At 42.3% G+C, this 26,782-nt stretch carries 24 protein-coding genes; 19 read left to right on the top strand and 5 right to left on the bottom strand.

What is annotated here, in order from left to right; genetic code table 11:
• Window positions 1-268: 268 nt before the first annotated feature.
• The 5 genes from KTR06_RS22985 to der all read left to right on the top strand — a co-directional run bounded on the left by KTR06_RS22985 (window position 269) and on the right by der (window position 4,470).
• Window positions 269-847, top strand: coding sequence for a DUF177 domain-containing protein (locus KTR06_RS22985; protein WP_004313594.1), 579 nt, complete (start codon window positions 269-271; stop codon window positions 845-847).
• Between the two features lie 12 nt (window positions 848-859).
• Window positions 860-1,045, top strand: a complete 186-nt coding sequence (rpmF, locus tag KTR06_RS22980) for a 50S ribosomal protein L32 (protein ID WP_004296852.1) — start codon at window positions 860-862, stop codon at window positions 1,043-1,045.
• A gap of 87 nt (window positions 1,046-1,132) precedes the next feature.
• On the top strand, window positions 1,133-2,140 hold the full coding sequence (locus KTR06_RS22975; protein ID WP_004308623.1) for a beta-ketoacyl-ACP synthase III: 1,008 nt from the start codon (window positions 1,133-1,135) through the stop codon (window positions 2,138-2,140).
• 86 nt (window positions 2,141-2,226) lie between these two features.
• Window positions 2,227-3,108, top strand: coding sequence for a GTPase Era (gene era, locus KTR06_RS22970; protein WP_004308624.1), 882 nt, complete (start codon window positions 2,227-2,229; stop codon window positions 3,106-3,108).
• Between the two features lie 48 nt (window positions 3,109-3,156).
• Window positions 3,157-4,470 carry a ribosome biogenesis GTPase Der gene (gene der, locus KTR06_RS22965; protein WP_004308625.1) on the top strand — a complete coding sequence of 438 codons (1,314 nt, stop codon included), beginning with the start codon at window positions 3,157-3,159 and terminating at the stop codon, window positions 4,468-4,470.
• A 128-nt stretch (window positions 4,471-4,598) separates the two neighbouring features.
• Here der and lptB read toward each other — a convergent pair whose 3' ends face one another.
• The gene (gene lptB, locus KTR06_RS22960; RefSeq protein WP_004308626.1) at window positions 4,599-5,360 is read right to left on the bottom strand and encodes an LPS export ABC transporter ATP-binding protein; all 762 of its coding nucleotides are present in this window, start codon (window positions 5,358-5,360) and stop codon (window positions 4,599-4,601) included.
• A gap of 75 nt (window positions 5,361-5,435) precedes the next feature.
• Between lptB and KTR06_RS22955 the strand changes: the two genes are divergently transcribed.
• On the top strand, window positions 5,436-6,179 hold the full coding sequence (locus KTR06_RS22955; protein WP_004308627.1) for an ABC transporter permease: 744 nt from the start codon (window positions 5,436-5,438) through the stop codon (window positions 6,177-6,179).
• A complete protein-coding gene (locus tag KTR06_RS22950; protein ID WP_004308628.1) occupies window positions 6,176-6,946 on the top strand; it encodes an ABC transporter ATP-binding protein in 771 nt (256 codons plus the stop codon). The genes KTR06_RS22955 and KTR06_RS22950 overlap by 4 nt, the downstream gene beginning before the upstream one ends.
• Window positions 6,947-7,012: 66 nt before the next feature.
• Here the strand turns inward: KTR06_RS22950 and KTR06_RS22945 are convergent, their stop codons facing one another.
• Window positions 7,013-7,258, bottom strand: coding sequence for an RNA-binding protein (locus tag KTR06_RS22945; protein WP_004297160.1), 246 nt, complete (start codon window positions 7,256-7,258; stop codon window positions 7,013-7,015).
• 676 nt (window positions 7,259-7,934) lie between these two features.
• Between KTR06_RS22945 and tig the strand changes: the two genes are divergently transcribed.
• The 12 genes from tig to KTR06_RS22885 all read left to right on the top strand — a co-directional run bounded on the left by tig (window position 7,935) and on the right by KTR06_RS22885 (window position 24,535).
• Window positions 7,935-9,290, top strand: coding sequence for a trigger factor (gene tig, locus KTR06_RS22940; protein WP_074708781.1), 1,356 nt, complete (start codon window positions 7,935-7,937; stop codon window positions 9,288-9,290).
• Between the two features lie 143 nt (window positions 9,291-9,433).
• Window positions 9,434-10,096, top strand: a complete 663-nt coding sequence (clpP, locus tag KTR06_RS22935) for an ATP-dependent Clp endopeptidase proteolytic subunit ClpP (RefSeq protein ID WP_004297164.1) — start codon at window positions 9,434-9,436, stop codon at window positions 10,094-10,096.
• Window positions 10,097-10,098: 2 nt separating this feature from the next.
• Window positions 10,099-11,343 (top strand): ATP-dependent Clp protease ATP-binding subunit ClpX, encoded by a 1,245-nt coding sequence (gene clpX, locus KTR06_RS22930; RefSeq protein WP_008641838.1) that lies wholly within the window; start codon window positions 10,099-10,101, stop codon window positions 11,341-11,343.
• 167 nt (window positions 11,344-11,510) lie between these two features.
• Window positions 11,511-13,691, top strand: coding sequence for a DNA helicase RecQ (gene recQ / locus KTR06_RS22925; RefSeq protein WP_008020386.1), 2,181 nt, complete (start codon window positions 11,511-11,513; stop codon window positions 13,689-13,691).
• Window positions 13,692-13,777: 86 nt separating this feature from the next.
• Window positions 13,778-15,256: an IMP dehydrogenase gene (gene guaB / locus KTR06_RS22920; protein ID WP_009038958.1), complete on the top strand. Its 1,479-nt coding sequence runs from the start codon at window positions 13,778-13,780 to the stop codon at window positions 15,254-15,256.
• A gap of 142 nt (window positions 15,257-15,398) precedes the next feature.
• Window positions 15,399-16,943 (top strand): peptidylprolyl isomerase, encoded by a 1,545-nt coding sequence (locus KTR06_RS22915; protein WP_120069267.1) that lies wholly within the window; start codon window positions 15,399-15,401, stop codon window positions 16,941-16,943.
• Window positions 16,944-16,997: 54 nt separating this feature from the next.
• On the top strand, window positions 16,998-17,843 hold the full coding sequence (locus KTR06_RS22910) for a hypothetical protein (protein WP_009038960.1): 846 nt from the start codon (window positions 16,998-17,000) through the stop codon (window positions 17,841-17,843).
• 9 nt (window positions 17,844-17,852) lie between these two features.
• On the top strand, window positions 17,853-19,235 hold the full coding sequence (locus tag KTR06_RS22905; RefSeq protein WP_008641845.1) for a peptidylprolyl isomerase: 1,383 nt from the start codon (window positions 17,853-17,855) through the stop codon (window positions 19,233-19,235).
• A 22-nt stretch (window positions 19,236-19,257) separates the two neighbouring features.
• A complete protein-coding gene (locus KTR06_RS22900; RefSeq protein ID WP_008020395.1) occupies window positions 19,258-21,024 on the top strand; it encodes an OstA-like protein in 1,767 nt (588 codons plus the stop codon).
• 1 nt (window position 21,025) lies between these two features.
• Window positions 21,026-21,325 carry a hypothetical protein gene (locus KTR06_RS22895; protein ID WP_004314386.1) on the top strand — a complete coding sequence of 100 codons (300 nt, stop codon included), beginning with the start codon at window positions 21,026-21,028 and terminating at the stop codon, window positions 21,323-21,325.
• A gap of 17 nt (window positions 21,326-21,342) precedes the next feature.
• On the top strand, window positions 21,343-23,244 hold the full coding sequence (gene mutL, locus KTR06_RS22890) for a DNA mismatch repair endonuclease MutL (protein WP_120069172.1): 1,902 nt from the start codon (window positions 21,343-21,345) through the stop codon (window positions 23,242-23,244).
• Between the two features lie 103 nt (window positions 23,245-23,347).
• Window positions 23,348-24,535, top strand: coding sequence for an OmpA family protein (locus KTR06_RS22885; RefSeq protein ID WP_004314384.1), 1,188 nt, complete (start codon window positions 23,348-23,350; stop codon window positions 24,533-24,535).
• 162 nt (window positions 24,536-24,697) lie between these two features.
• Here the strand turns inward: KTR06_RS22885 and KTR06_RS22880 are convergent, their stop codons facing one another.
• From KTR06_RS22880 to KTR06_RS22870, 3 genes are all read right to left on the bottom strand, one after another.
• Window positions 24,698-24,958: a hypothetical protein gene (locus KTR06_RS22880; protein WP_008020400.1), complete on the bottom strand. Its 261-nt coding sequence runs from the start codon at window positions 24,956-24,958 to the stop codon at window positions 24,698-24,700.
• 325 nt (window positions 24,959-25,283) lie between these two features.
• The gene (locus KTR06_RS22875; RefSeq protein WP_120069175.1) at window positions 25,284-25,985 is read right to left on the bottom strand and encodes a hypothetical protein; all 702 of its coding nucleotides are present in this window, start codon (window positions 25,983-25,985) and stop codon (window positions 25,284-25,286) included.
• 37 nt (window positions 25,986-26,022) lie between these two features.
• Window positions 26,023-26,481 carry a hypothetical protein gene (locus KTR06_RS22870; protein WP_015533043.1) on the bottom strand — a complete coding sequence of 153 codons (459 nt, stop codon included), beginning with the start codon at window positions 26,479-26,481 and terminating at the stop codon, window positions 26,023-26,025.
• Between the last annotated feature and the right edge of the window lie 301 nt (window positions 26,482-26,782).

The following is a 26,782-nucleotide window of genomic DNA, read 5'->3' as shown; positions in this document are numbered from 1 at the left end:
GAAGTTAAGCCTCGTCACGCCGATGGTACTGCGTAACAGTGGGAGAGTAGGTAGCCGCCGTTTTAAAGAAGCCTCGCTTGTCTATTGACGGGCGAGGCTTTCTGTTTTTTATTACTTTGGTATTTATACCGCCCTTTTTAGCAGATACAAACCTCATAATACCTATTAAAAAAGTGAATATTTACTGATAATTTGTATGTTATGAGGATATTTATTTGTATCTTTGTCGCCCGAATTGTAAGCTAACGATTTAAAAAAGAGAGAAGCTTTGGGAAAATTTGATAAATACAAAATTGACTTGAAAGGTATGCAAGCAGACTCTGCTAAGTATGAGTTTGTATTGGATAACCTTTACTTCGCTCACATTGATGGTCCTGAAGTTCAGAAAGGAAAGGTCAATGTTACATTGACTGTGAAAAGAACCTCTCGTGCTTTCGAGCTGAGTTTCCAAACTGACGGAATGGTATGGGTACCATGCGACCGTTGTCTGGATGATATGGAGCTACCTATCAGTTCTTCTGATAAACTGATGGTAAAGTTTGGTCATGAATATGCAGAAGAAGGTGACAACCTGATTGTGATTCCCGAGGAAGAAGGGGAAATCAACGTTGCATGGTTCATGTATGAATTTGTTGCGCTGTCTATTCCGATGAAGCATGTACATGCTCCCGGTAAGTGTAATAAAGCGGTAACTAGTAAATTGAACAAGCATTTGAAAACAAATGCGAATGAGGATAGCGATGATACTTTCGACACAGGTGGAGATGACATCGTAATTGAGGAAGAAGTGGAGGAACAAATTGATCCTCGCTGGAATGAATTAAAAAAAATATTAGATAATAATTAAAGTTTTAAGAAAATGGCACATCCTAAGAGAAGACAATCAAGTACGAGACAAGCGAAGAGAAGAACTCATGATAAGGCAGTAGCTCCTACATTGGCTATTTGTCCGAATTGCGGCGAATGGCACGTTTACCACACTGTATGTGGTGCTTGTGGCTATTACAGAGGTAAGCTCGCTATTGAGAAAGAAGCAGCTGTATAATTAGTACAGTTATACTGAAAACAGCCTGAGGGTAAAGCTCTCCGGCTGCTTTAAGTATTATAGTATTGCTAATTTAAAATAGGTTTGATGGAAAAAATAAATGCAGTAATCACAGGAGTCGGCGGGTACGTTCCCGATTATATCTTAACTAACGACGAGATATCAAAAATGGTGGATACCAACGACGAATGGATTATGACTCGTATCGGAGTAAAGGAGAGACATATTCTGAATGAGGAAGGATTAGGTAGTTCATACATGGCACGCAAAGCTGCCAAACAGTTGATGAAGAAAACTGGTGCTAATCCTGATGACATTGATTTGGTTGTTGTCGCTACCACTACTCCTGACTATCACTTCCCTTCTACAGCTTCTATTCTTTGTGATAAACTCGGACTGAAGAATGCATTTGCTTTCGATTTGCAAGCTGCTTGTAGTGGTTTCCTGTATTTAATGGAGACAGCTGCTAATTTCATCCGTTCGGGAAGATATAAGAAAATTATCATTGTCGGTGCCGATAAGATGTCGTCAATGGTTAACTATACAGATCGTGCTACATGCCCTATCTTTGGTGACGGTGCTGCTGCCTTTATGGTGGAACCGACTACGGAAGATTACGGAATCATGGATTCGATACTGAGAACTGATGGCAAAGGATTGCCTTTCCTCCACATGAAAGCTGGTGGTTCGGTTTGTCCTCCGTCTTATTTCACAGTAGACAATAAAATGCACTATTTGCACCAGGAAGGAAGAACAGTGTTTAAATATGCTGTATCTAACATGTCGGATGTATCTGCTGCTATTGCAGAAAAGAATGGTCTGACGAAAGATAATATCAACTGGATTGTTCCGCATCAGGCGAATGTCCGCATTATCGAAGCCGTGGCTCACCGTATGGAGGTGCCAATGGATAAAGTGTTGGTAAATATTGAGCATTACGGTAACACCAGTGCTGCTACTCTTCCTTTGTGTATCTGGGATTATGAAGATAAACTCAAGAAAGGTGATAATATCATTTTCACTGCATTCGGTGCCGGATTTACATGGGGCGCAGTTTACGTGAAATGGGGTTATGACGGAAAAAAGGAATCGTAACGTAAGTTACTGAACTATAACACTCAAAAACGCATCCTATTTCGATTCGATGCGTTTTTTTGTCTCAACCAATAAAATGAAGAGAAATGCATAAAGCAGGTTTTGTAAACATTGTAGGAAATCCGAATGTCGGAAAATCGACATTGATGAATGTCTTGGTGGGCGAACGTATTTCGATCGCTACTTTCAAGGCGCAGACAACTCGTCACCGGATTATGGGAATCTATAATACGGATGAAATGCAGATTGTTTTTTCTGATACTCCGGGAGTATTGAAGCCCAATTATAAACTACAGGAGTCGATGCTGAATTTTTCTACTTCGGCATTGACGGATGCGGATATCTTGCTTTATGTGACTGACGTGGTGGAGACGCCGGATAAGAATAATGAGTTTATGGAGAAGGTACGCCAGATGACGGTGCCTGTGCTCTTGCTCATCAATAAGATAGATCTTACAGATCAGGAAAAACTGGTAAAGCTGGTGGAAGATTGGAAAGAACTGCTTCCCCAAGCCGAAATTATTCCGATTTCTGCTACATCGAAGTTCAATGTGGACTATGTGATGAAGCGAATCAAAGAACTGTTGCCCGATTCTCCTCCTTATTTTGGAAAGGATCAGTGGACGGACAAGCCTGCCCGTTTCTTCGTGAATGAGATTATCCGGGAAAAGATTCTGCTCTACTACGACAAGGAGATTCCTTATTCGGTGGAAGTGGTCGTAGAGGAGTTTAAGGAAGAGCCGAAGAAGATTCATATTCGTGCGGTGATTAACGTGGAACGTGATTCGCAGAAAGGAATTATTATCGGTAAACAGGGCAAGGCGTTGAAGAAGGTAGCTACCGAGGCTCGCCGCGAACTGGAACGTTTCTTTGGAAAGACTATTTTCCTCGAAACGTATGTGAAAGTGGATAAGGATTGGCGTAGTTCGGATAAGGAGCTGCGTAATTTTGGTTATCAGTTAGATTAAGAGTATTCATGCGACTGTGATAGTCGTGAAAAAACAAGGTATTGAACTATGGGTAATTTAGTTGCAATTGTAGGACGCCCGAATGTGGGCAAGTCTACCTTATTTAACCGTCTGACGAAGACTCGTCAGGCTATTGTGAATGAAGAAGCGGGTACAACCCGCGACAGACAATATGGCAAGTCCGAGTGGCTGGGCCGTGAGTTCTCCGTGGTGGATACCGGCGGATGGGTGGTTAATTCGGATGATGTTTTTGAAGAGGAAATCCGCAAGCAGGTATTATTGGCAGTGGATGAAGCGGACGTTATTTTGTTCGTTGTGGATGTGATGAACGGAGTGACCGATCTGGATATGCAGGTAGCGGCTATTCTGCGCCGTGCTAATAGTCCGGTGATTATGGTTGCCAATAAAACGGACAATCATGATTTACAGTATAACGCTCCCGAGTTTTATAAACTGGGATTGGGCGATCCGTATTGTGTTTCTGCCATGACAGGAAGTGGTACGGGTGATTTGATGGATTTGATTGTCAGCAATTTCAAGAAGGAATCTTCTGAAATCCTGGATGATGATATTCCTCGTTTTGCTGTGGTAGGACGCCCGAATGCCGGAAAGTCTTCCATTGTAAACGCGTTTATTGGGGAAGAACGTAATATCGTGACAGAGATTGCAGGGACTACCCGTGACTCGATCTACACTCGTTACAATAAATTCGGATTTGATTTTTACCTGGTAGATACGGCAGGTATCCGTAAGAAAAACAAGGTAAATGAAGACTTGGAATATTATTCGGTGATTCGTTCGATTCGTGCCATCGAAGGTTCGGATGTTTGTATTCTGATGTTGGATGCAACGAGGGGTGTTGAGAGCCAGGACTTGAATATCTTTTCTCTGATTCAGAAGAACCAGAAAGGATTGGTAGTCGTGATTAATAAATGGGACTTGGTGGAAGATAAATCAGTGAAAGTGCAGAAGACATTTGAGGAAGCTGTCCGTTCACGTTTTGCTCCGTTTGTCGATTTCCCGATCATCTTTGCTTCTGCGTTGACTAAACAACGTATTCTGAAAGTGCTGGAAGAAGCACGTAATGTATATGAGAACCGGACGACAAAGATTCCGACAGCTCGTTTGAATGAAGAAATGCTCCCGCTGATCGAGGCTTATCCGCCTCCCTCAAATAAAGGTAAGTATATCAAGATTAAATACATCACACAGCTGCCGAATACGCAAGTGCCTTCATTTGTCTATTTTGCCAACTTGCCGCAGTATGTGAAGGATCCGTACAAACGTTTCCTCGAAAATAAGATGCGTGAGAAATGGAATCTGACAGGTACTCCGGTTAATATTTATATTCGACAGAAGTAAAGTTCACCACAGATTAACACAGATTTCCACAGATTAAAAATAAAAAACGGGCTAATCAATTTACAAGTTTTGTATCATTTGATTAGCCCGTATTCTTTATGAAATATCTGTGAAAATCTGTGGTGAATCTATTTCTCCAACTGGAAATCTTTTCTGCGTAAAACGAAGCTGTTACTCAAGTATTTTTCACGCACAATCTGATTCTCCGATAATTCTTCCGGTGTTCCCTGGAAAAGAATCTTTCCTTCGAACAGCAGATAGGCGCGGTCGGTGATACTAAGTGTCTCCTGTACGTTGTGGTCGGTAATCAGGATTCCGATATTCTTATCTTTCAGCTTCCAAACAATTTGCTGGATATCTTCTACGGCAATCGGGTCTACACCGGCAAAAGGTTCGTCAAGCATGATGAATTTGGGGTCGATGGCAAGACAACGGGCAATCTCCGTACGGCGGCGTTCACCTCCGGACAACTGGTTACCTTTGTTTTTGCGTACCTTTTGCAGACGGAATTCTGCTATCAGGCTTTCGAGTTTTTCCTTTTGATATTCTTTGGGCTTGTTAGTCATTTCCAGTACGGCGGCGATATTATCTTCCACACTCATCTGGCGGAAAACGGAAGCTTCCTGTGCAAGGTAGCCGATTCCCGTTTGCGCTCGTTTGTAAACCGGATATTTGGTAATCTCCAGGTCGTCGAGGAAAATACGTCCTTCATTCGGAGTAATCAGCCCTACAGTCATATAGAATGAAGTCGTCTTGCCGGCACCGTTCGGTCCCAGCAAACCTACAATCTCACCTTGCTTCACATTGATGGAAACGTGGCTCACAACGGTTCGTTTACCGTACTTCTTAACCAGGTCTTCCGTGCGGAGCACCATCTTGCTTTCTTCCATATTCTAGTTATTTTGCGGCAAATGTAGTAAAAATAAGCTGAAATAATGTACATTTGCAGACAAATAGTGTGAGTTATGATAAAAGCATTGAGAACCGTCGGGAGATATTTCATGCTGATGGGACGGACTTTTTCCCGTCCTGAACGTATGCGTATGTTCTTCCGGCAATACCTTAACGAGTTGGAGCAACTAGGTGTGAACTCCATCGGTATCGTGCTGTTGATTTCGTTTTTCATCGGCGCGGTTATTACCATCCAAATCAAGTTGAATATCGAAAGTCCGTGGATGCCTCGCTGGACAGTGGGGTATGTGACACGTGAAATTATGTTGCTGGAATTTTCTTCCTCTATCATGTGTTTGATTCTTGCGGGAAAAGTAGGATCGAATATCGCTTCGGAATTAGGAACGATGCGGGTGACGCAGCAGATTGACGCGCTCGAAATTATGGGTATCAATTCGGCAAACTACCTGATTCTGCCTAAGATTACGGCGATGGTAACTGTGATTCCTATTTTAGTGACGTTCAGTATCTTTGCCGGAATTATCGGTGCCTTTTGCACCTGTTGGTTTGCCGGGGTGATGAATGCGGTCGATCTGGAATATGGATTGCAATATATGTTTGTGGAGTGGTTTATTTGGGCCGGTATCATCAAATCCCTCTTTTTTGCGTTTATTATTGCAAGTGTGTCTGCTTTCTTCGGATATACGGTAGATGGTGGATCGATTGCTGTGGGAAAGGCTTCTACGGATGCCGTAGTATCCAGCAGTGTATTGATTCTGTTTGCGGACTTGATATTAACTAAACTTTTGATGGGATGATTGAGATTAAAGGACTTTATAAATCATTTGATGACAAAACGGTATTGAGCGATATCAATGCTAGTTTTGAAAATGGAAAGACGAATTTGATTATCGGTCAGAGTGGCTCCGGTAAGACGGTATTGATGAAGTGTATTGTAGGATTGCTTACTCCGGAGAAGGGGGAAGTCTTATATGACGGACGTAACCTTGTCTTGATGGGGAAGAAGGAGAAAAAGATGCTTCGCAAGGAGATGGGGATGATTTTCCAGAGTGCGGCTCTGTTTGACTCGATGACGGTGTTGGACAATGTGATGTTTCCGTTGAATATGTTTAGCAATGATACTTTGCGTGAGCGTACCAAACGGGCGATGTTCTGCTTGGATCGTGTGAATCTGGGGGAGGCGAAAGATAAGTTTCCGGGAGAAATCAGTGGGGGGATGCAGAAGCGTGTGGCTATTGCACGTGCGATTGCCCTGAATCCTCAATATTTGTTTTGCGATGAACCGAACTCGGGACTCGATCCGAAAACGTCATTGGTGATTGATGATCTGATCCATGATATTACGCAGGAATATAACATGACGACCATTATCAATACGCATGATATGAACTCTGTATTGGGAATTGGCGAGAAAGTGATTTATATTTATGAAGGACATAAAGAGTGGGAAGGGACAAAAGATGATATCTTTACCTCTACCAACGAACGACTGAATAACTTTATCTTTGCTTCAGACTTGCTCCGTAAGGTGAAGGACGTGGAAGTGCAAGGAATGGAAGGGTAATAAAAAAACTTCTGTCATCGGGGTGACAGAAGTTTCTTTTTTTCTTAGCTATATTAGCGTCGGCAATTAAGCTCTAGGTCTAGCTTCTTTAACTACCATTGTACGGCCCATGTATTCAGCTCCGTTCAATTCAGCAATAGCTTTTGCAGCTGCAGCGTCGTCTTCCATTTCGATGAAAGCGAATCCTTTGGATTTACCGGTTTCACGGTCCATAACAACTTTAACTGATGATACTGCTCCGTAATCTTCCATCACTTGTTGCAGATCTCCTTCCTTAACACGGTAGTTAAGGTTTCCAACATAAATGTTCATAATGAAAATGATAAAAAATAAATAAATGAATAAAACTCTCTGGACAGATGGTTACTAATAAAAAGATTAAAACGACAGAGAGTTTACAAATGCGTTTCGTAACGGAAGTAAAAACCTTGTAATCAAATCGAGAAACTAATGGTCCATCAATCCGCAGCAAAGAAAAGAATAATTTTTGAATTAACCATCTTTTGGGAAGGTTAATTTGCGGATTATCAGAAAAAAAAGTTCTTTCCTTTTCTCTTGAAAGAAAAGAAAGAACCAAAGAAAAGTTGGAGAAAGCCCTCACGCTCGGTATCCTCAAGCGAGCTTGTGGCTACACTCACTAAATCGGGCTTTTCAAGGCTGACTTTTTTCTCCTACTCGCTTCCTTCACTACGCTAAAGGGCAGAAACTCGCTACGCTCAAACAGTCTGCCCTTCTTAACGCTTCGTTATGGGCGCTCGCTTGACGGAGAAAAAAGTAGGCCGGGGGAACCTGGCGGGGTAGGTGTTGATGGGGATTTTATATTGTTTATGGATGGAATATCAGTGGGATATTATTAAAAGATGTGTGAAAGATGGGTGGCGTTGCTGAAATAAATCTGCAATGTCTTTTGAAATTTGAAAGATTAGCACTAATTTTGCACCCTCTTTGAGTATAGAACAAAGTATAAATCAAATAAATAATTGTCAGAATGAACGTTTCATTACAAAACATTGACAAAGTAAGCGCAGAGCTTACTGTAAAGCTTGAGAAAGCAGATTATCAGGAGAAAGTAGACAAAGAGTTGAAATCACTCCGTCAGAAGGCACAGATTCCGGGATTCCGTAAAGGTATGGTGCCGACAAGTCTTATTAAAAAGATGTATGGTAAATCGGTGATTGCAGAGGTTGTGAATAAGGCATTGCAAGAAGCTGTTTACAATTATATTAAAGATAATAAGGTGAATATGTTGGGCGAGCCGTTGCCTAATGAAGAAAAGCAGCAGAATATTGATTTCGATACAATGGAAGAGTTCGAATTCGTGTTCGATATCGCTTTGGCACCTGAATTTAAAGCAGAAGTAAGCGCTAAAGATAAAGTAGATTATTATTCTATCGAAGTTTCTGAAGAAATGATCGACAACCAGGTGAAGATGTACACTCAACGCACTGGTAAGTATGATAAGGTAGATGCTTACGAAGATAATGATATGTTGAAAGGTCTGCTGGCACAGTTGGACGAAGAAGGCAATACAAAAGAAGGTGGTATTCAGGTAGAAGCTGCTGTGTTGATGCCTGCTTACATGAAGAATGACGATCAGAAAGCTATTTTTGCTAACGCAAAAGTAAATGATGTATTGGTGTTCAATCCGAATGTTGCTTATGACGGACATGCTGCTGAACTGGGTTCTTTGTTGAAGATCGACAAGGAAATCGCGAAAGACGTTAAGTCTGACTTCAGCTTCCAGGTAGAAGAAATCACTCGTTTTGTTCCGGGTGAATTGACACAGGAAGTGTTCGACCAGGCATTCGGCGAAGGTGTTGTGAAGACTGAAGAGGAATTCCGCGCTAAGATTAAAGAAGAAATTGCAGCAAGATTTGTTGCTGACAGCGATTATAAGTTCCTGATCGATATTCGCAAGGTGATGATGGAAAAAGTAGGTAAGTTGGAATTCTCTGACGCTCTGCTGAAACGTATCATGTTGCTGAACAACGAAGAAAAGGGCGAAGAATATGTTGCTGAAAACTATGATAAGAGCATCGAGGAACTGACTTGGCACCTGATTAAGGAACAGTTGGTTGAAGCAAACGATATCAAAGTAGAACAGGAAGATGTTCTGAAGATGGCTAGAGAAACAACGAAGGCACAGTTTGCTCAATACGGTATGTTGTCTATCCCTGATGATGTGCTTGACAACTATGCACAGGAGATGTTGAAGAAGAAAGAAACTATCAATAATTTGGTAAGTCGTGTTGTAGAAGTGAAGCTGGCTGCTGCTCTGAAAGCGCAGGTTACTTTGGAAAACAAGAACGTTTCAATCGAAGAATTCAATAAGATGTTTGAATAATCATTCGGTTGAATAGAATATAAAGTCACAGAAACACAGAGTTTTTATAAAATTATAACTCTGTGTTTTTTTGTGTCTCTGTATTCTTTTTCGTTTCTTTGTACTTACGTTTATTTTTAATTTATAAGAAAGGAACAATTAACATGGATGATTTTAGAAAATACGCAACCAAGCATTTAGGAATGAATGGCATGGTATTGGATGATGTGATTAAATCGCAGGCCGGGTATTTGAATCCCTATATTCTGGAAGAAAGACAGTTGAACGTTACTCAACTCGACGTTTTCTCCCGTTTGATGATGGACCGCATCATTTTCCTCGGTACACAAGTAGATGACTATACAGCGAATACGCTTCAGGCACAGTTGCTGTATCTGGATTCTGTTGATCCGGGTAAGGATATCTCTATCTATATCAACTCTCCGGGCGGAAGTGTATATGCCGGACTGGGCATTTATGATACGATGCAGTTTATTTCAAGTGATGTTGCTACCATCTGTACAGGTATGGCAGCTTCAATGGCGGCTGTATTGCTTGTTGCCGGTGCTGAAGGCAAACGTTCTGCGTTGCCTCATTCACGTGTGATGATTCACCAGCCGATGGGTGGTGCGCAAGGACAAGCGTCGGACATTGAAATCACAGCTCGTGAGATTCAGAAATTGAAGAAAGAACTTTATACGATCATCGCCGATCATTCGCATACTGATTTCGATAAGGTATGGGCGGACTCTGACCGCGACTACTGGATGACAGCTCAGGAAGCGAAAGAATACGGTATGATTGATGAGGTATTGATTAAGAAATAAAAATGGCTGATTCAAAGACAAAGAAAAGGTGTAGCTTCTGTGGACGGTCGGAGAACGAAGTCGGATTCCTGATTACGGGAATGAACGGCTATATCTGCGACAGTTGTGCTACCCAGGCTTATGAGATTACTCAGGAAGCATTGGGCGAAGGCAAGAAAAGCGCGGGAGCTACCAAACTCAATTTAAAAGAACTGCCCAAACCGGTAGAAATCAAGAAATTCCTCGACCAGTATGTGATCGGACAGGATGACGCAAAACGCTTCCTTTCCGTATCGGTCTATAACCATTATAAACGTCTGTTGCAAAAAGACAGCGGGGATGATGTGGAGATTGAAAAGTCGAACATTATTATGGTAGGTAGTACCGGAACCGGAAAAACGTTGCTTGCACGTACGATTGCCAAGTTGCTGCACGTGCCGTTTACCATTGTAGACGCTACGGTGCTGACAGAGGCCGGTTATGTAGGCGAAGATATCGAAAGTATTTTAACCCGTTTGCTTCAGGTGGCAGATTATAATGTACCTGAAGCGGAACAGGGTATTGTGTTTATCGACGAGATCGACAAGATTGCCCGCAAAGGAGATAACCCTTCCATCACTCGCGATGTGAGCGGTGAAGGTGTACAGCAGGGATTGCTGAAATTACTCGAAGGCTCTGTTGTGAACGTACCTCCCCAGGGTGGTCGTAAACATCCGGACCAGAAGATGATTCCGGTAAATACCAAAAATATTCTCTTTATCTGTGGCGGCGCTTTCGATGGTATCGAAAAGAAGATCGCCCAACGGTTGAATACACATGTCGTAGGTTATACGGCGTCGCAGAAAACAGCGACGGTGGACAAGAATAACATGATGCAGTATATCGCTCCGCAGGATTTGAAGTCATTCGGACTGATTCCCGAAATTATCGGACGTCTTCCGGTACTGACTTATTTGAATCCGCTGGATCGGAATGCGCTTCGTGCTATCCTCACCGAACCGAAAAACTCTATCATCAAGCAGTACATCAAACTGTTTGAAATGGATGGTATCAAGCTCACATTTGAAGATGCTGTCTTCGAATATATCGTCGATAAGGCGGTGGAATATAAGCTGGGTGCCCGTGGATTGCGCTCTATTGTGGAAACAATCATGATGGATGTCATGTTTGAAATCCCTTCAGAGGACAAAAAAGAGTATAAGGTGACGCTGGATTATGCAAAGATGCAACTGGAAAAAGCGAATATGGCACGACTGCAAACTGCTTAAAATCAAAGAGTAAGACTATAAAAGATGATCGTAACTGTATTTTCTTAAAAATATTAGTCGCATTTTGCTTGGTAATTACGAAGTTGTTTATAACTTTGTTTGGCTCTCTTGAAGGAGGGAGCCTACTAAAGTTAAACCATGAACTGAATAAAACAACCTAAGTTAAGATGGCAAGGAAGATTAATTTAACAGATGAACTGAAGAAGTGTTTCGGATTTAATAAGTTCAAGGGAAACCAGGAAGCGATCATTAACAACTTGCTCGATGGTAAAGATACCTTTGTACTGATGCCTACCGGTGGCGGGAAATCTTTATGCTATCAGCTACCTTCGCTCTTGATGGAAGGTACGGCAATTGTAATTTCTCCGCTTATTGCGTTGATGAAGAATCAAGTGGATGCAATGCGCAATTTCAGTGAAGAAGATGGCGTCGCCCATTTTATCAATTCTTCATTAAACAAAGGCGCGATAGACCAAGTGAGGTCGGACATCCTTGCCGGAAAGACAAAATTGCTATATGTGGCGCCGGAATCGCTGACGAAAGAAGAAAATGTAGAATTTTTGCGTTCGGTGAAAATTTCGTTCTATGCAGTGGACGAAGCTCATTGTATTTCTGAATGGGGACATGACTTCCGACCGGAATACCGGCGGATTCGCCCTATTATCAACGAAATAGGAAAGGCTCCGTTGATTGCGTTGACCGCAACAGCGACACCAAAGGTGCAGCATGATATCCAGAAAAATCTGGGAATGGTAGATGCTCAAGTTTTCAAATCGTCGTTCAACCGTCCGAACCTTTATTATGAGGTACGCGCGAAGACCGCTAATATTGACAGGGATATTATCAAGTTTATCAAAAACAATCCGGAAAAATCGGGCATTATCTATTGCCTTAGCCGGAAAAAAGTAGAGGAACTTGCTGAAATCCTTCAGGCAAACGGTATCAATGCGCGTCCTTATCATGCCGGGATGGATTCGTTGGCGCGGACTAAGAATCAGGATGATTTCCTGATGGAAAAAGTGGATGTTATTGTAGCAACTATCGCTTTCGGTATGGGAATCGACAAGCCGGATGTAAGGTTTGTGATTCACTACGATATTCCAAAGAGTCTGGAAGGGTATTACCAGGAGACCGGACGTGCCGGTAGAGATGGCGGTGAAGGTCAGTGCATAACCTTTTATACAAACAAAGACTTGCAAAAACTGGAGAAGTTCATGCAAGGAAAACCTGTGGCAGAGCAGGAAATTGGCAAGCAGCTTCTGTTGGAAACCGCTGCTTATGCCGAATCTTCCGTATGCCGGCGCAAGACGTTGCTGCATTATTTCGGTGAAGAATATACGGAAGAAAATTGTGGAAATTGTGACAACTGTTTAAACCCTAAAAAACAAGTGGAGGCTCAAGAGTTATTGTGTGCCGTGATTGAAGCGATTATCGCGGTGAAAGAAAATTTTAAGGCAGATTATATTATAGACATACTACAAGGTAAAGAAACTTCCGAAGTACAGGCGCATTTGCATGAAGACCTCGAAGTCTTCGGCTCCGGTATGGGGGAAGAGGATAAAACATGGAACGCAGTGATTCGTCAAGCACTGATCGCAGGTTACTTGAGCAAGGATGTGGAACATTACGGACTCCTGAAAGTGACGGAGGAAGGACACAAGTTCTTGAAGAAGCCGAAGTCATTCAAGATTACCGAAGACAACGACTTTGAAGAGACGGAAGAAGAAGTTCCGGCACGTGGCGGTGGTTCCTGTGCGGTAGACCCTGCTCTTTATTCTATGTTGAAGGACTTGCGGAAGAAACTCTCGAAGAAGCTGGAAGTGCCGCCTTATGTGATCTTCCAGGATCCGTCTTTGGAAGCGATGGCTACCATTTATCCGGTGACATTGGATGAATTGCAGAATATACCGGGTGTAGGAGCCGGAAAAGCAAAACGTTACGGTGAAGAGTTCTGTAAATTAATCAAACGCCACTGTGAAGAGAATGAAATAGAACGTCCTGAAGATTTGCGGGTACGTACGGTTGCCAATAAATCAAAGATGAAAGTGGCTATCATTCAGGCAATTGACCGTAAAGTGGCGTTAGATGATATCGCTCTTTCCAAAGGTATCGAATTTGGTGAACTCCTAGACGAGGTGGAAGCTATCGTCTATTCGGGAACCAAACTGAATATAGATTATTTCCTGGAAGAAATCATGGATGAAGATCACATGCTTGATATCTACGATTATTTCAAGGAATCTACTACTGATAAGATTGATGATGCGCTTGATGAATTAGGCGATGACTTCACTGAAGAGGAAGTTCGCTTGGTGCGTATTAAGTTCATCTCTGAAATGGCCAATTAAAAAAGCGAAAAAAATAAGCGTGCAGGTATGCAGTTTTGAATAAAAACCGTATATTTGCACGCAATAATTTTTAAACGCATAGCCCTATGTCATTTATTGCTGATAAGATTGTAATGGATGGGTTAACTTACGACGACGTATTGTTGATCCCCGCTTATTCTGAAGTTTTACCGCGCACTGTCGATCTCTCGACTAAGTTTTCAAAAAACATTGAGTTAAAAATTCCTTTTGTGACGGCTGCCATGGATACGGTTACCGAAGCGAAAATGGCTATTGCCATTGCTCGTGAGGGTGGTATCGGCGTGATTCACAAAAATATGTCTATCGAAGAACAGGCAAGACAAGTTGCTATTGTAAAACGTGCCGAAAATGGTATGATTTATGATCCCGTAACTATTAAAAGAGGTTCTACTGTGCAGGATGCACTGGACATCATGGCGGAATACAAAATCGGTGGTATCCCTGTGGTAGATGATGAAGGTTATTTGGTGGGTATTGTTACCAACAGAGATTTGCGTTTCGAAAGAGACATGGCTAAACATATTGATCTTGTCATGACTCCGAAAGAAAGATTGGTAACTACAAACCAGTCTACTGATCTGGAATCTGCTGCACAGATTCTTCAGAAACATAAGATCGAGAAACTTCCGATTGTCGGAATGGACGGAAAGTTGATCGGCCTTGTCACTTATAAAGATATAACAAAAGCAAAAGATAAACCGATGGCTTGTAAAGATGCCAAAGGTCGTTTGCGTGTAGCTGCCGGTGTAGGTGTGACTGCCGATACGCTGGATCGTATGCAGGCATTGGTAGATGCCGGTGCGGATGCAATTGTAATTGATACGGCTCACGGACACTCTATGTTTGTGATTGAAAAACTGAAAGAAGCTAAGAAACGCTTCCCGAACATTGATATTGTAGTGGGTAATATTGCTACCGGAGAAGCTGCAAAAGCGTTGGTAGAAGCAGGAGCGGATGCAGTGAAAGTCGGTATCGGTCCGGGTTCTATCTGTACCACTCGTGTGGTTGCCGGTGTAGGTGTTCCACAGTTGTCTGCTGTCTATGATGTAGCAAAAGCCTTGAAGGGTACAGGTATTCCTTTGATTGCCGATGGTGGTTTGCGCTATTCGGGCGATGTAGTGAAAGCGTTGGCTGCCGGTGGATATTGTGTAATGATCGGATCGTTGGTTGCCGGAACAGAAGAGTCTCCGGGCGACACAATCATTTTCAATGGACGTAAATTCAAATCCTATCGTGGTATGGGATCGTTGGAAGCGATGGAGAACGGTTCGAAAGACCGTTACTTCCAGAGTGGAACTGCTGATGTGAAGAAGCTTGTTCCGGAAGGAATTGCTGCCCGTGTTCCTTATAAAGGTACACTTTTCGAAGTTATCTATCAGTTGTCAGGTGGTTTGCGTGCAGGTATGGGATACTGCGGTGCTGCCAATATTGATAAACTTCACGATGCTAAGTTTACCCGCATTACCAATGCAGGTGTAATGGAAAGCCATCCGCACGACGTGACGATTACTAGTGAATCGCCTAACTATAGCCGTCCGGAATAATAGATAGATACGGTGAACTATTAACGGTGAACGGTGAACAGGCTGTGTTGTCAGCAAGGTGTTCACTGCTCACCGTTTGTTGTTTATCTGTTATTGCCTCTGTGATGTTTGTTGTTTATTGTTTGGAAAATAAAAAATGATGATGAAAAGAAGCCTGTTGTTGGGATGTATTTCTCTCTTTGTTGTCGCGGTCTTTGCGCAAGAAGATCCGGTATTGATGCGTGTTAACGGAAGAGAGATACTCCGTTCGGAATTTGAAAATGCATACCGCCGTTATGCGGAACGCTCAAATGCCCAGCTTTCACCAAAAGAGTATGCGGCACTTTTCGCTCAATCAAAGTTGAAGGTGGAAGCGGCCAGGGCTGCCGGACTTGATACGACTACAGTTTTCCGTAAACAACACGAGAAGCGTCGGACAGAATTGGTAGAATCTTATCTGATTGACAAACAAGTGATGGATAGTTGTGCCCGTGTCTTGTATCAGAAGATGGGATTGAAAGCACGTAGCGGCCGGGTGCAAGTCATGCAAATTTTTAAACGTTTACCGCAGACGGTTACTTCCCGTCATTTGGAAGAAGAAAAAGCCCGGATGGATTCTATATACCGGGTGATACAGAATCAGCCGGATTTGAATTTTAACCGTTTGGTGGAAATCTATTCGGATGATAAGCAGAGTAGATGGATAGAAAGTTTGGAGACAACGAGTGAATTTGAGGATGTCGCTTTCTCTTTGGCGAAAGGTGCGGTATCACAGCCATTCTTCACTCCTGAAGGGATTCATATCTTGAAAGTGATTGACCGGGAGGAAGCATTTGCTTATGAAAATGTCAGTGGCAGGTTGATAGAGCGGTTACGGCGTAAGGAAATTTTAGACAAAGGCACGGCAGCGATGCTCGACCGATTAAAAAAGTCATGGCAGTATACCCCGAATCAGGCAGCAATGGAAGAGCTGTTGACGAAAGGCCGGACAGAACAAAATCTCTTTACGATTGATGGACAGGCATATACCGGAGCTATGTTCACGCAGTTTGCCTCTTCTCATCCTCAAGCTGCCAAACGCCAGTTGGAAGGGTTTATAGCTAAATCATTATTGGATTATGAAAGTCGGAATATAGATAAAAAGCATCCGGAAATTCGTATTGCCTTGCGGGAATCTGACGAAAACTATTTGGTAAAAGAGATCACACGGCAGAAAATAGAGTTGCCTGCCATTAATGACCGGGCCGGATTGGCTACCTATTTCAAATTTCATTCGTCGGATTATCGGTGGGAGAGTCCCCGGTATAGAGGAGTCGTGCTTCATTGCGTTGATAAAAAGACGGCAAAGCAAGCTAAAAAAATGCTGAAGAAAGTGCCGGAAAAAGAGTGGGCGGACCAGCTTCGGCAAACTTTTAATACATCCGGGACGGAAAAGATACAGGTTGAACAAGGTATTTTTGCCGACGGAGACAATAAATATATAGATAAACTGGTCTTTAAGAAGGGTGGTTTCGAACCCGTGATGTCTTATCCTTTTACCATTGTGGTAGGCGAAAAAATGAAAGGACCGGATGATTATCGGGAAGTAATTGAACAGGTGCGAAAGGATTATCGAAGCTATCTTGACACGTGCTGGGCGCGGGAATTGAGGGAGTTTGGTAAGGTTGAAATAAACCAAGAGGTTTTAAAAACAGTTAATAATAACTGATGTAACCGATTATTCACTATCTTCGTACCTTAAATAAGTAGATTTTAGTTGCCAATGCGAATATTAGTCCTCTTACTGATTACCCTTCTTGGTTGTGGAGCGTGCAAGGAACAGCGCGACCACAAAGGAAAGACTCCTTTGGTAGAGGTGGACGGTAACTTTTTATATAAAGAAGATTTGATGTCCGTGCTTCCGGTCGGATTGTCAAAAGATGATAGTATTCTCTTCACCGAACATTATATTCGTAGTTGGGCGGAAGAGATTTTATTATATGAGAAAGCTGCGAACAATATTCCCGATAATGTGGATGTTGACAAACTGGTGGAGAATTATCGGAAAGCGTTGATTATGCATACTTATCAGCAGGAGTTGATAAACCAGAAGCTGTCGAATGATATTTCCGAACAAGAGATCGCAGAATATTACGGGAAAAACAAAGAACTGTTTAAACTGGAAACCCCGTTGATTAAGGGATTGTTTATCAAAGTGCCGTTGACGGCTCCCCAGCTGAACAATGTGCGCAGGTGGTATAAGTCGGAAAAACAGGATGCTGTCGAGAGCCTGGAAAAATATAGTTTGCAGAATGCAGTGAAATACGAATACTTTTATGACAAATGGGTGTCCGTGACTGATGTACTGGATATGATTCCACTGAAAGTAGAGGCACCGGAAGAGTACGTAGACAAACACCGTCAGGTAGAATTGAAAGATACGGCCTATTATTATTTCCTGAATGTGAGCGATTATCGCGGAATTGGTGAAGAGAAACCGTATGAATTTGCCCGTTCGGAAGTGAAAGACTTACTGGTTAATCAGAAACGGGTGAGCTTTATGGAACAGGTAAAGAACGACTTGTATCAGCAAGCAGTAAGTAAGAAGAAGATTATATATAATTATTAAATACAAAGAATGAAGAAGTTTGTGAACTTTAGATTTGTTGTTACCCTTGTCCTGGCAATATTTGCTAATGTGGCAACCTATGCACAAGATAATGTGGTTGATGAAGTAGTTTGGGTAGTAGGTGACGAAGCTATTTTGAAATCAGATGTAGAAGAGGCCCGTATGGATGCCTTGTATAATGGACGCAGATTTGACGGCGATCCTTATTGTGTAATTCCTGAAGAGATTGCCGTGCAGAAGTTGTTCCTGCATCAGGCAAAGTTGGACAGTATCGAGGTTTCCGAAGCGGAAATCATCCAGCGTGTGGATATGATGACCAACATGTACATTCAGCAGATCGGTTCCAGAGAGAAGATGGAGGAGTATTTCAATAAAACTTCCACCCAGATTCGTGAGACGCTACGTGATAATGCACGTGACGGATTGACCGTTCAGAAGATGCAGCAGAAACTGGTAGGAGAAATCAAAGTGACTCCGGCAGAAGTACGCCGTTATTTTAAAGACCTTCCACAAGATAGTATTCCTTACATTCCGACACAGGTAGAAGTGCAGATCATTACTTTACAACCGAAAATTCCTATCTCGGAGATTGAGGATGTAAAAAAGACGTTGCGTGATTATACGGATCGTGTGACAAAAGGAGAAATTGACTTCTCTACATTGGCGCGTTTGTATTCGGAAGACAAGGCATCTGCCATTAAAGGTGGTGAATGTGGATTCATGGGACGTGGTATGATGGACCCTGCTTATGCGAATGTAGCGTTCAGTTTGCAAGATCCGAAGAAAGTTTCCAAGATTGTGGAGTCGGAATTTGGTTTCCACATTATCCAGTTGATTGAAAAACGTGGTGACCGTGTCAACACTCGCCATATCTTGTTGCGTCCGAAAGTATCGGAAAAAGAACTGACCGAGGCTTGTGCCCGTCTGGATTCTATTGCCGATGATATTCGTGCCAACAAATTTACATTTGATGATGCGGCTGCCGTTATCTCACAGGATAAAGACACCCGTAACAACCATGGTATTATGGTGAACATCAATGAAAATTCAGGTGTGACTACTTCTAAGTTCCAGATGCAGGATCTTCCTCAAGACGTTGCTAAGGTAGTGGATAAGATGAATGTAGGTGAAATTTCCAAAGCCTTTACAATGATTAATGAGAAGGATGGAAAAGAAGTATGTGCTATCGTGAAGTTGAAAGCAAAAATCAACGGTCATAAAGCAACCATTGCAGAAGACTATCAGGACCTGAAAGAAATTGTGATGGAGAAACGCCGTGAAGAGATGTTGCAGAAATGGATTCTGGACAAGCAGAAACATACTTATGTACGCATCAACGAAAACTGGCAGAAGTGTGACTTCAAGTATCCGGGTTGGGTCAAGAAGGACTGATGTAACCTTGCTTTGATTTTATATGCTGAAAACAAATAAAAAAAATAAACAACAAGACAGGCATAGATGGCTCCTTATAGGCTTTCTATGCCTGTTTGGTGTATGTCTTGTAGCACAAGTGAGGCCAACGGGACAGAAACCTGTGACAGGGGATTCAATTAAATCGGCTGCGGATACGTCTAAGTCGGCTTCAAAAGCCAAAACACCGGCAGGCAATAAGAAACAATCGGACAACAAGAAACAACCGGAGAATAAAAAGACCAAAGTTTATCTGCTTCATGCTGATGAAGGTCAGGCGGATAAGTTGGCGCGTCCGGATGTGCAGGTGTTGATTGGTAACGTGAAATTGCGCCATGACAGTATGTATATGTACTGTGACAGTGCACTGATTTTTGAGAAAACCAACTCTGTGGAGGCCTTCAGTAATGTACGTATGGAACAGGGAGACACTTTGTTCATCTACGGTGATTATCTTTATTATGACGGCATGACGCAAATAGCGCAGCTTCGTGAAAATGTGAAGATGATTAATCGGAACACCACCCTGTTAACAGATAGCTTGAACTACGACCGTCTCTACGACCTCGGATATTATTTCGAGGGAGGAACCTTGATGGATGAAGAGAATGTATTGACTTCCGATTGGGGAGAATACAGTCCTGCAACGAAACAGTCGGTATTCAACCATGATGTGAAGTTGGTAAACCCAAAGTTTGTGTTGACTTCCGATACGTTAAGGTATAATACGGAAAGCAAAATCGCAGTTATTCTCGGACCTTCCAATATCGTCAGTGATAATAATCATATCTATTCGGAACGGGGATTTTATAACACAATGACCGAACAAGCCGAATTGTTGGACCGTTCGGTACTGACCAATCAGGGAAAGAAACTGGTAGGCGACAGTCTGTTCTATGACCGTATCATCGGTTATGGCGAGGCGTTCGATAATGTGAAGATGACAGATTCCATTAATAAGAATATGCTGACGGGTGATTATTGTTTCTATAATGAATTGACAGACTCCGCGTTTGCGACGAAACGTGCTGTGGCAATCGACTACTCGCAAGGGCCTGACAGTCTTTTTATGCATGGCGATACATTGCAGTTGGTGTCTTACAACCTGAATACCGATTCCGTTTTCCGGTTGATGAAAGCTTATCACAAGGTACGTATGTATCGTACGGATGTTCAGGGAGTATGTGACTCACTGGTCTATAATTCGAAGGATTCCTGTATGACCATGTATACCGACCCTATTCTTTGGAATGAAGGGCAGCAACTACTTGGCGAGCAGATCAAGATTTATATGAATGACAGCACGATTGACTGGGCGCATATCATCAACCAGGCGTTGACGGTGGAAATGAAAGATTCTATTCATTATAACCAAGTGTCCGGCAAAGAGATGAAAGCCTATTTCATTAATGGAGATATGCGTCATATTGAAGTGATTGGTAATGTGTTGACCGCTTTCTATCCGGAAGAAAAAGACAGTACGATGACCGGCTTTAATTGTCTGGAAGGTAGTGTGCTTCATCTTTATATGAAGGATAAGAAGATGGAAAAAGGACTGTTTATCGGTAAATCCAACGGAACGATGTATCCGATGGACCAGATACCGCCTGATAAATTGCGTCTTCCCACTTTTGCCTGGTTCGACTATGTCCGTCCGCTGAATAAGGATGATATCTTTAACTGGCGGGGTAAGCGTGCGGGTGATACACTGAAACCGACCACCGATCGGCGCCCCAAAACAGAAAAGCGAAACTTAATAAATATGAAGTAGTATGGGAATGTTTAACTCAATGAGAAAGCCCCGTGGCTTTAATCATCAATACATTTATGTAGACGAGCGGAAAGAAAAGCTCGCAAAGATGGAGGAGAACGCCAAACGTGACTTGGGGATGCTTCCGGAAAAGGAATTTAATCCGGAGGATATTCGCGGTAAGTTCATCGAAGGTACTACGCATTTGAAAAGAAGAAAAGCGAGTGGCCGCAAACCGGTCTCTTTCGGAATCATACTGATAATCATTGCTTTCCTTCTTTATCTGTGGCATTATTTGGCGACAGGAAGCTGGAACTTTTAATTATTAATTTACGAAGAATGAGCGATATAATTCATTTGTTACCTGATTCGGTAGCTAACCAGATTGCTGCCGGTGAAGTGATACAACGTCCCGCGTCTGTCATCAAGGAGCTAGTGGAGAATGCGATTGATGCAGATGCACAAAATATACATGTATTGGTGACTGATGCAGGTAAAACCAGCATTCAGGTGATTGATGATGGAAAAGGAATGTCCGAAACGGATGCCCGTCTTTCTTTTGAACGGCATGCCACCTCCAAGATACGTCAAGCGGCAGATCTGTTTGCTTTGCGTACAATGGGATTTCGCGGAGAGGCATTGGCTTCCATCGCTGCAGTGGCACAGGTAGAGTTAAAGACACGTCCGGAATCGGAAGAATTGGGTACGAAGTTGGTGATTGCAGGCTCTCAAGTGGAAAGTCAGGAGGCTGTATCCTGTTCTAAAGGAAGTAACTTCTCTGTAAAGAACCTATTCTTTAATGTACCTGCCCGTCGTAAATTTCTAAAGGCTAATTCAACGGAATTGAGTAACATCCTTGCCGAATTTGAACGGATCGCTTTGGTGCATCCGGAGGTTGCCTTTTCGCTTTATAGTAATGATTCGGAGTTATTCAATCTTCCGGTATCACAATTACGTCAACGTATCCTTGCTATTTTCGGTAAGAAGCTCAATCAGCAGTTACTGAATATAGAGGTCAATACTACCATGGTGAAAATCTCCGGATACGTAGCCAAGCCGGAGACTGCCCGTAAGAAAGGGGCACATCAGTATTTCTTTGTCAACGGGCGTTATATGCGTCATCCTTATTTTCATAAGGCGGTTATGGAGGCTTATGAACAGTTGATTCCCACCGGTGAACAGATTTCCTACTTTATCTATTTTGATGTAGATCCGGCCAATATTGACGTGAATATCCATCCGACAAAGACCGAAATCAAGTTTGAAAATGAACAGGCCATCTGGCAGATACTTTCGGCATCCGTGAAGGAGTCGTTGGGCAAATTCAGTGCGATCCCTTCCATTGATTTTGATACGGAAGATATGCCTGACATTCCGGCATTTGAGGAGAAAATATCTTCCGAGCCTCCGAAGATACATTATAATACAGATTATAATCCGTTTAAAGTTTCTGCCGGTGGCGGTGGTGGCGGATCGTACAGCCGTTCGAAAGTGGAATGGGAAGATTTGTACGGAGGGCTGACGAAAGCCAGTAAGATGAATAACCCGCAACCGGAACCAGAAATGGATTGGGAAGACTCTTCTATTGGCGGCCAACCCACTTTCGTTGAAGAAAAGATGGAGACGGTCACCTCTGCCGCTTCTTCTACTTTGTATGCCAGTGAACCGGTGATAGAGAAAGGAAATCAGCATTTGCAGTTTAAAGGGCGGTTTATCCTGACTTCAGTTAAATCCGGTTTGATGCTAATCGATCAGCACCGGGCACACATACGGGTGCTTTTTGATCGTTATATGGTACAGATCCAACAGAAACAGGGGGTATCACAAGGCGTCCTGTTCCCGGAAATCTTACAGTTGCCGGCTTCGGAAGCTGCTGTACTGCAAAGTATTATGGATGATTTGTCTGCAGTCGGTTTCGATTTGAGTAATCTGGGAGGCGGTAGCTATGCCATTAATGGTATTCCTTCGGGGATTGAAGGTCTGAATCCGGTGGAACTGGTGCGTAATATGCTGCATACGGCGATGGAAAAAGGAAGTGACGTCAAGGAAGAAATCCAAAGTATTCTGGCATTAACATTGGCTCGCGCGGCGGCTATTGTTTACGGACAGGTGTTGAGTAATGAAGAAATGGTAAGCCTTGTAGACAACCTTTTTGCCTGTCCCTCACCGAATTACACCCCTGATGGGAAAACTGTTTTGACAACAATCAAGGAGGAAGACATCGAAAGATTATTCAAATAAAACAAATAATTTCATCTTTTTCTAAAACCTTTTAGTTCGGTTCGTGTTATTTAAATAGTTCAACAAAGAAAAAGATTTAAATAACCACTTAACTATTAGGTATATGAAAAAGATTCTGATGTTGCTGGCATTTGCCGGCGTTGCGTCTGTCGCTTCTGCGCAGCAGACAATGACTGTAACTGAATACGAAGTGATTCAGGTACAAGATAAATATCAAGTAATAACTAATCCTTTCTGGAGTAACTGGTTCTTCTCTGTAGGAGGCGGCGCCCAGGTGCTATATGGAAACAATGACCATATCGGCAAATTCAGAGACCGTGTTGCTCCTACATTTAACGTGTCTGTCGGCAAATGGGTAACTCCGGGATTCGGATTGCGTTTGCAATACAGCGGATTGCAGGCAAAAGGATTCACTACCAGCGAAACTGCTAATTATGTAGTGGGTGGTCCGAGAGAAGACGGTTCTTACAAACAAAGATGGGACTACATGAACTTGCATGGTGATTTGATGATTAACCTGAACGCACTTTTCGGTGGATACAATCCGAATCGCGTATATGAAATTATCCCTTATATAGGTGCCGGTTGGGCTCATGCTTATTCTCGTCCTCACACTAACTCCGCTACTTTCAATGCAGGTATTATCAACCGCTTCCGTTTGTCGAATGCTGTTGACTTGAATCTGGAGTTGAGCGCAACAGGTCTGGAAGGCAAGTTTGACGGAGAACATGGAGGTAGACCCGATTATGATGGTATCTTAGGTGCTACCCTCGGTGTGACTTATTACTTCCCTACCCGCGGATTCCAACGTCCTACTCCACAGATTATCTCTGAACTTGAATTGAATCAGATGCGTAATCAGATGAATGCAATGGCAGCAGCTAATATGCAATTGCAACAACAGTTGGCAAATGCACAACAACCAGTAGAAGTAGAAGATACTGAAGAAGTTGTTATCACAGATACTAACATTGCTCCGCGTACCGTATTCTTCAAGATCGGTTCTGATAAATTATCTCCGCAAGAAGAAATGAACTTGTCATATCTTGCCAGCAAGATAAAAGAATCTCCGAATGCTACATACACAATCAACGGATATGCTGACTCTGCAACCGGTACTCCTGCTTTCAATCAGAAGTTAAGTTTGGAACGTGCACAGGTTGTTAAAGACTTGTTAGTTAAGAAGTATGGCATCTCTGCCGATAGACTGAAAGTTGCAGCCGGTGGTGGTGTTGACAAATTCGGTCAACCGATTCTGAACCGTGTAGTATTGGTAGAATCTGCACAGTAATAAAAAGTAAAAAAGCGATTTCAGCATTCAGCGATTCTCTGTAATCGCTTGCTGGAAAGAGATAGCGGCTGAAAGCGAACCCTGAAAAGAGGGGTTCATGCTTTCAGCCGCCTTTTTTATATCTGTTCTTTGGGGGTATCTCCTCTGATATTTTGTTTTAGTTTATTTGACAGGCTGATAATCTCTGGACTTTCCATAAAATCCTGGGGCCGGCACATAAATAGGTTGACTGGGAATGCCGATATTCTGCGGCTTGCCTTCCTGACGGAGTCGGCGAATATGAATCATGGCTGTGGAACGTACCATCCCCGTGATGCCTTGAAAGTCGGAACGTTGCATAATCTGATGATCGCTGAAATACTCTTTTAGCCGCATGTCTATCTCTATTTCCGATAATTTGGCAGAGTGCTTGACCCGCTTCATTTGCTTTATTTTTATATATCCGACAGATTGTTTCAGCTTCTTGTCCGAACGAAACTGTATCGCTTTTAATTTTACTTTTGAATTTCTGCGGGGAGTATCTGCAGAGATCTGTTCAATCGGATTTTTAACCTGTTTAATCGGATTTGTAATCCGATTGCTTTGAGCATCAGGATTTTCAATCCGAACTATATATTAAAGTATAGGTGTATTGCGGATTATAAATCCTGATACTCGGAGAACGGCGGATTGCAAATCCGCCGGGACGCATAATGTTTGGTAACTAGCTAACCTTCCGCTGTTATTTTTTCTAAGTATATGTCCTTCTTTAGCTAAATATCGGCAATGAGACTTTCAAATTAGGATATTTGTCACCCAATTGTTTCAAGAAGTCATTGCCAATGATAATATCCTGTATTGTTTCTTGTGAATCTGTCGGAATCTCCGGGATATTTGTAAATATCAGACAGGAGTAGATAATGAGTTCAACAGGTTTCTCGTCGGTTTGCAATGAAAGTTTGTATGCTTTCACGTTGTTTCCTCTGGCTTGTGCCTGTGCTTGTACTTGTCCCTCCATAGGAATTGCGATGAGACGGGAGTTTTCAAGACGCGCCTGATTGAATACAAAATGATTGTCGATTTCTCCATCTGTGTCTGTATCGAATAGGTGCAGATTGTCTCCGCTTAATACCAGATATTTGGGAGTTTGTACGGTATTGAAACGTACAGTTCCTAAGGTGGCCATTCCTTTCAGCTTATCTTTCATTCCGTCTTTGAGTGCGGATGCTACACCATACTCATTGCTGGCATAGTTGAAAGCGTCAATTTTTTCTTCTCCCATAGCTTCTTTCAGGAAAGATAAATCAGAGTTTAAGCAGAGTTTTTTATACTGTTCTGCATTTGCAAATTCAGCTTTGAAATCGGTGTTGTTCACTACTTGTGCCTGTTTCGAGTTTTTGTTTTTCATGTAAAACCAGTATCCTAGATATAGAACAATGAAAATGACCGGAATAAAGGTGTAAATAGACATAGTTTGTACTTTTTAATGTTATTAATAATGGTTTGTTTTATACTTCCACGGGTTTCACTTCTTTCTTTTTTCCAGGAATACATCCCCAAATGATAAGGGCAATTATAAGAAGTCCGACAGCTTTACCGCCATAACGGGAATAGAAACCGATCTTGTTCAACTTCTCTCCATCCAAATTATTTTCTTTTAGGATGGTAGCCAGTTGTTCTTCCGTCAGTTCATAGTAAGTGTCTTCCTTTTCGCAATAGCCGACCAGGCGAGGCTCTTTCTCTATGTATAGAGGGAGAAGGTAAGCGATGTTGAACTCCTGATGGAAAGTTGCCAGATCAATGTAGTTTCCATCGTCTGTTTGGTACTCTTCGGTATCAGGCAAATCTGCTACTTTGGTTAATACTTCGCGGTCGCCGAAAGGGATTTTTAAACCACGTGCGGATACTGTTTGGCAAGATAAGAAAAGAATGCCGCCAAGTGCAAATAGAAATTTAAGGTGCTTCATGCTTCTTGTGTTTAAGTGAATAATTTGTGTGATTTTTATTGATATTGTGGCAAAGATAGGAAAAAGAAGAATAAAAGCCGTATAATTGTTTGGAATTTGTAAGCTCTATTCTTTTTTATAAAATGAGGAGATTTTTTTCCTGATTTAGAGGATTTGTATCCTGATTTATGCAATTGATGTAAAATTGCATTATTGGGATAATCCAAATAATTTAATAACAATTGATTGGAGCTATTAATAATTATCTATATTTCCTCTATGAAAAGCAAGACCGCGACTATCTTTGTGAGTGGAAACGAGT

Source organism: Bacteroides sp. MSK.20.12 (assembly GCF_019052435.1).
GTDB classification, from domain to species: domain Bacteria; phylum Bacteroidota; class Bacteroidia; order Bacteroidales; family Bacteroidaceae; genus Bacteroides; species Bacteroides xylanisolvens.
This window is presented reverse-complemented; position numbering and strand designations above follow the sequence as displayed.

Bases quoted from the DNA above. Each gene is read 5' to 3' on its own strand.
- KTR06_RS22905 (WP_008641845.1), top strand. From the start codon at position 17,853: ATGAAGAAGTTTGTGAACTTTAGATTTGTTGTTACCCTTGTCCTGGCA.
- KTR06_RS22975 (WP_004308623.1), top strand. From the start codon at position 1,133: ATGGAAAAAATAAATGCAGTAATCACAGGAGTCGGCGGGTACGTTCCC.
- KTR06_RS22870 (WP_015533043.1), bottom strand. From the start codon at position 26,481: ATGAAGCACCTTAAATTTCTATTTGCACTTGGCGGCATTCTTTTCTTA.
- KTR06_RS22915 (WP_120069267.1), top strand. From the start codon at position 15,399: ATGAAAAGAAGCCTGTTGTTGGGATGTATTTCTCTCTTTGTTGTCGCG.
- lptB (WP_004308626.1), bottom strand. From the start codon at position 5,360: ATGGAAGAAAGCAAGATGGTGCTCCGCACGGAAGACCTGGTTAAGAAG.
- der (WP_004308625.1), top strand. From the start codon at position 3,157: ATGGGTAATTTAGTTGCAATTGTAGGACGCCCGAATGTGGGCAAGTCT.
- guaB (WP_009038958.1), top strand. From the start codon at position 13,778: ATGTCATTTATTGCTGATAAGATTGTAATGGATGGGTTAACTTACGAC.
- KTR06_RS22875 (WP_120069175.1), bottom strand. From the start codon at position 25,985: ATGTCTATTTACACCTTTATTCCGGTCATTTTCATTGTTCTATATCTA.
- KTR06_RS22880 (WP_008020400.1), bottom strand. From the start codon at position 24,958: ATGAAGCGGGTCAAGCACTCTGCCAAATTATCGGAAATAGAGATAGAC.
- KTR06_RS22950 (WP_004308628.1), top strand. From the start codon at position 6,176: ATGATTGAGATTAAAGGACTTTATAAATCATTTGATGACAAAACGGTA.
- recQ (WP_008020386.1), top strand. From the start codon at position 11,511: ATGGCAAGGAAGATTAATTTAACAGATGAACTGAAGAAGTGTTTCGGA.
- rpmF (WP_004296852.1), top strand. From the start codon at position 860: ATGGCACATCCTAAGAGAAGACAATCAAGTACGAGACAAGCGAAGAGA.
- mutL (WP_120069172.1), top strand. From the start codon at position 21,343: ATGAGCGATATAATTCATTTGTTACCTGATTCGGTAGCTAACCAGATT.
- KTR06_RS22895 (WP_004314386.1), top strand. From the start codon at position 21,026: ATGGGAATGTTTAACTCAATGAGAAAGCCCCGTGGCTTTAATCATCAA.
- KTR06_RS22900 (WP_008020395.1), top strand. From the start codon at position 19,258: ATGCTGAAAACAAATAAAAAAAATAAACAACAAGACAGGCATAGATGG.
- tig (WP_074708781.1), top strand. From the start codon at position 7,935: ATGAACGTTTCATTACAAAACATTGACAAAGTAAGCGCAGAGCTTACT.
- clpP (WP_004297164.1), top strand. From the start codon at position 9,434: ATGGATGATTTTAGAAAATACGCAACCAAGCATTTAGGAATGAATGGC.
- KTR06_RS22955 (WP_004308627.1), top strand. From the start codon at position 5,436: ATGATAAAAGCATTGAGAACCGTCGGGAGATATTTCATGCTGATGGGA.
- KTR06_RS22885 (WP_004314384.1), top strand. From the start codon at position 23,348: ATGAAAAAGATTCTGATGTTGCTGGCATTTGCCGGCGTTGCGTCTGTC.
- clpX (WP_008641838.1), top strand. From the start codon at position 10,099: ATGGCTGATTCAAAGACAAAGAAAAGGTGTAGCTTCTGTGGACGGTCG.
- era (WP_004308624.1), top strand. From the start codon at position 2,227: ATGCATAAAGCAGGTTTTGTAAACATTGTAGGAAATCCGAATGTCGGA.
- KTR06_RS22945 (WP_004297160.1), bottom strand. From the start codon at position 7,258: ATGAACATTTATGTTGGAAACCTTAACTACCGTGTTAAGGAAGGAGAT.
- KTR06_RS22910 (WP_009038960.1), top strand. From the start codon at position 16,998: ATGCGAATATTAGTCCTCTTACTGATTACCCTTCTTGGTTGTGGAGCG.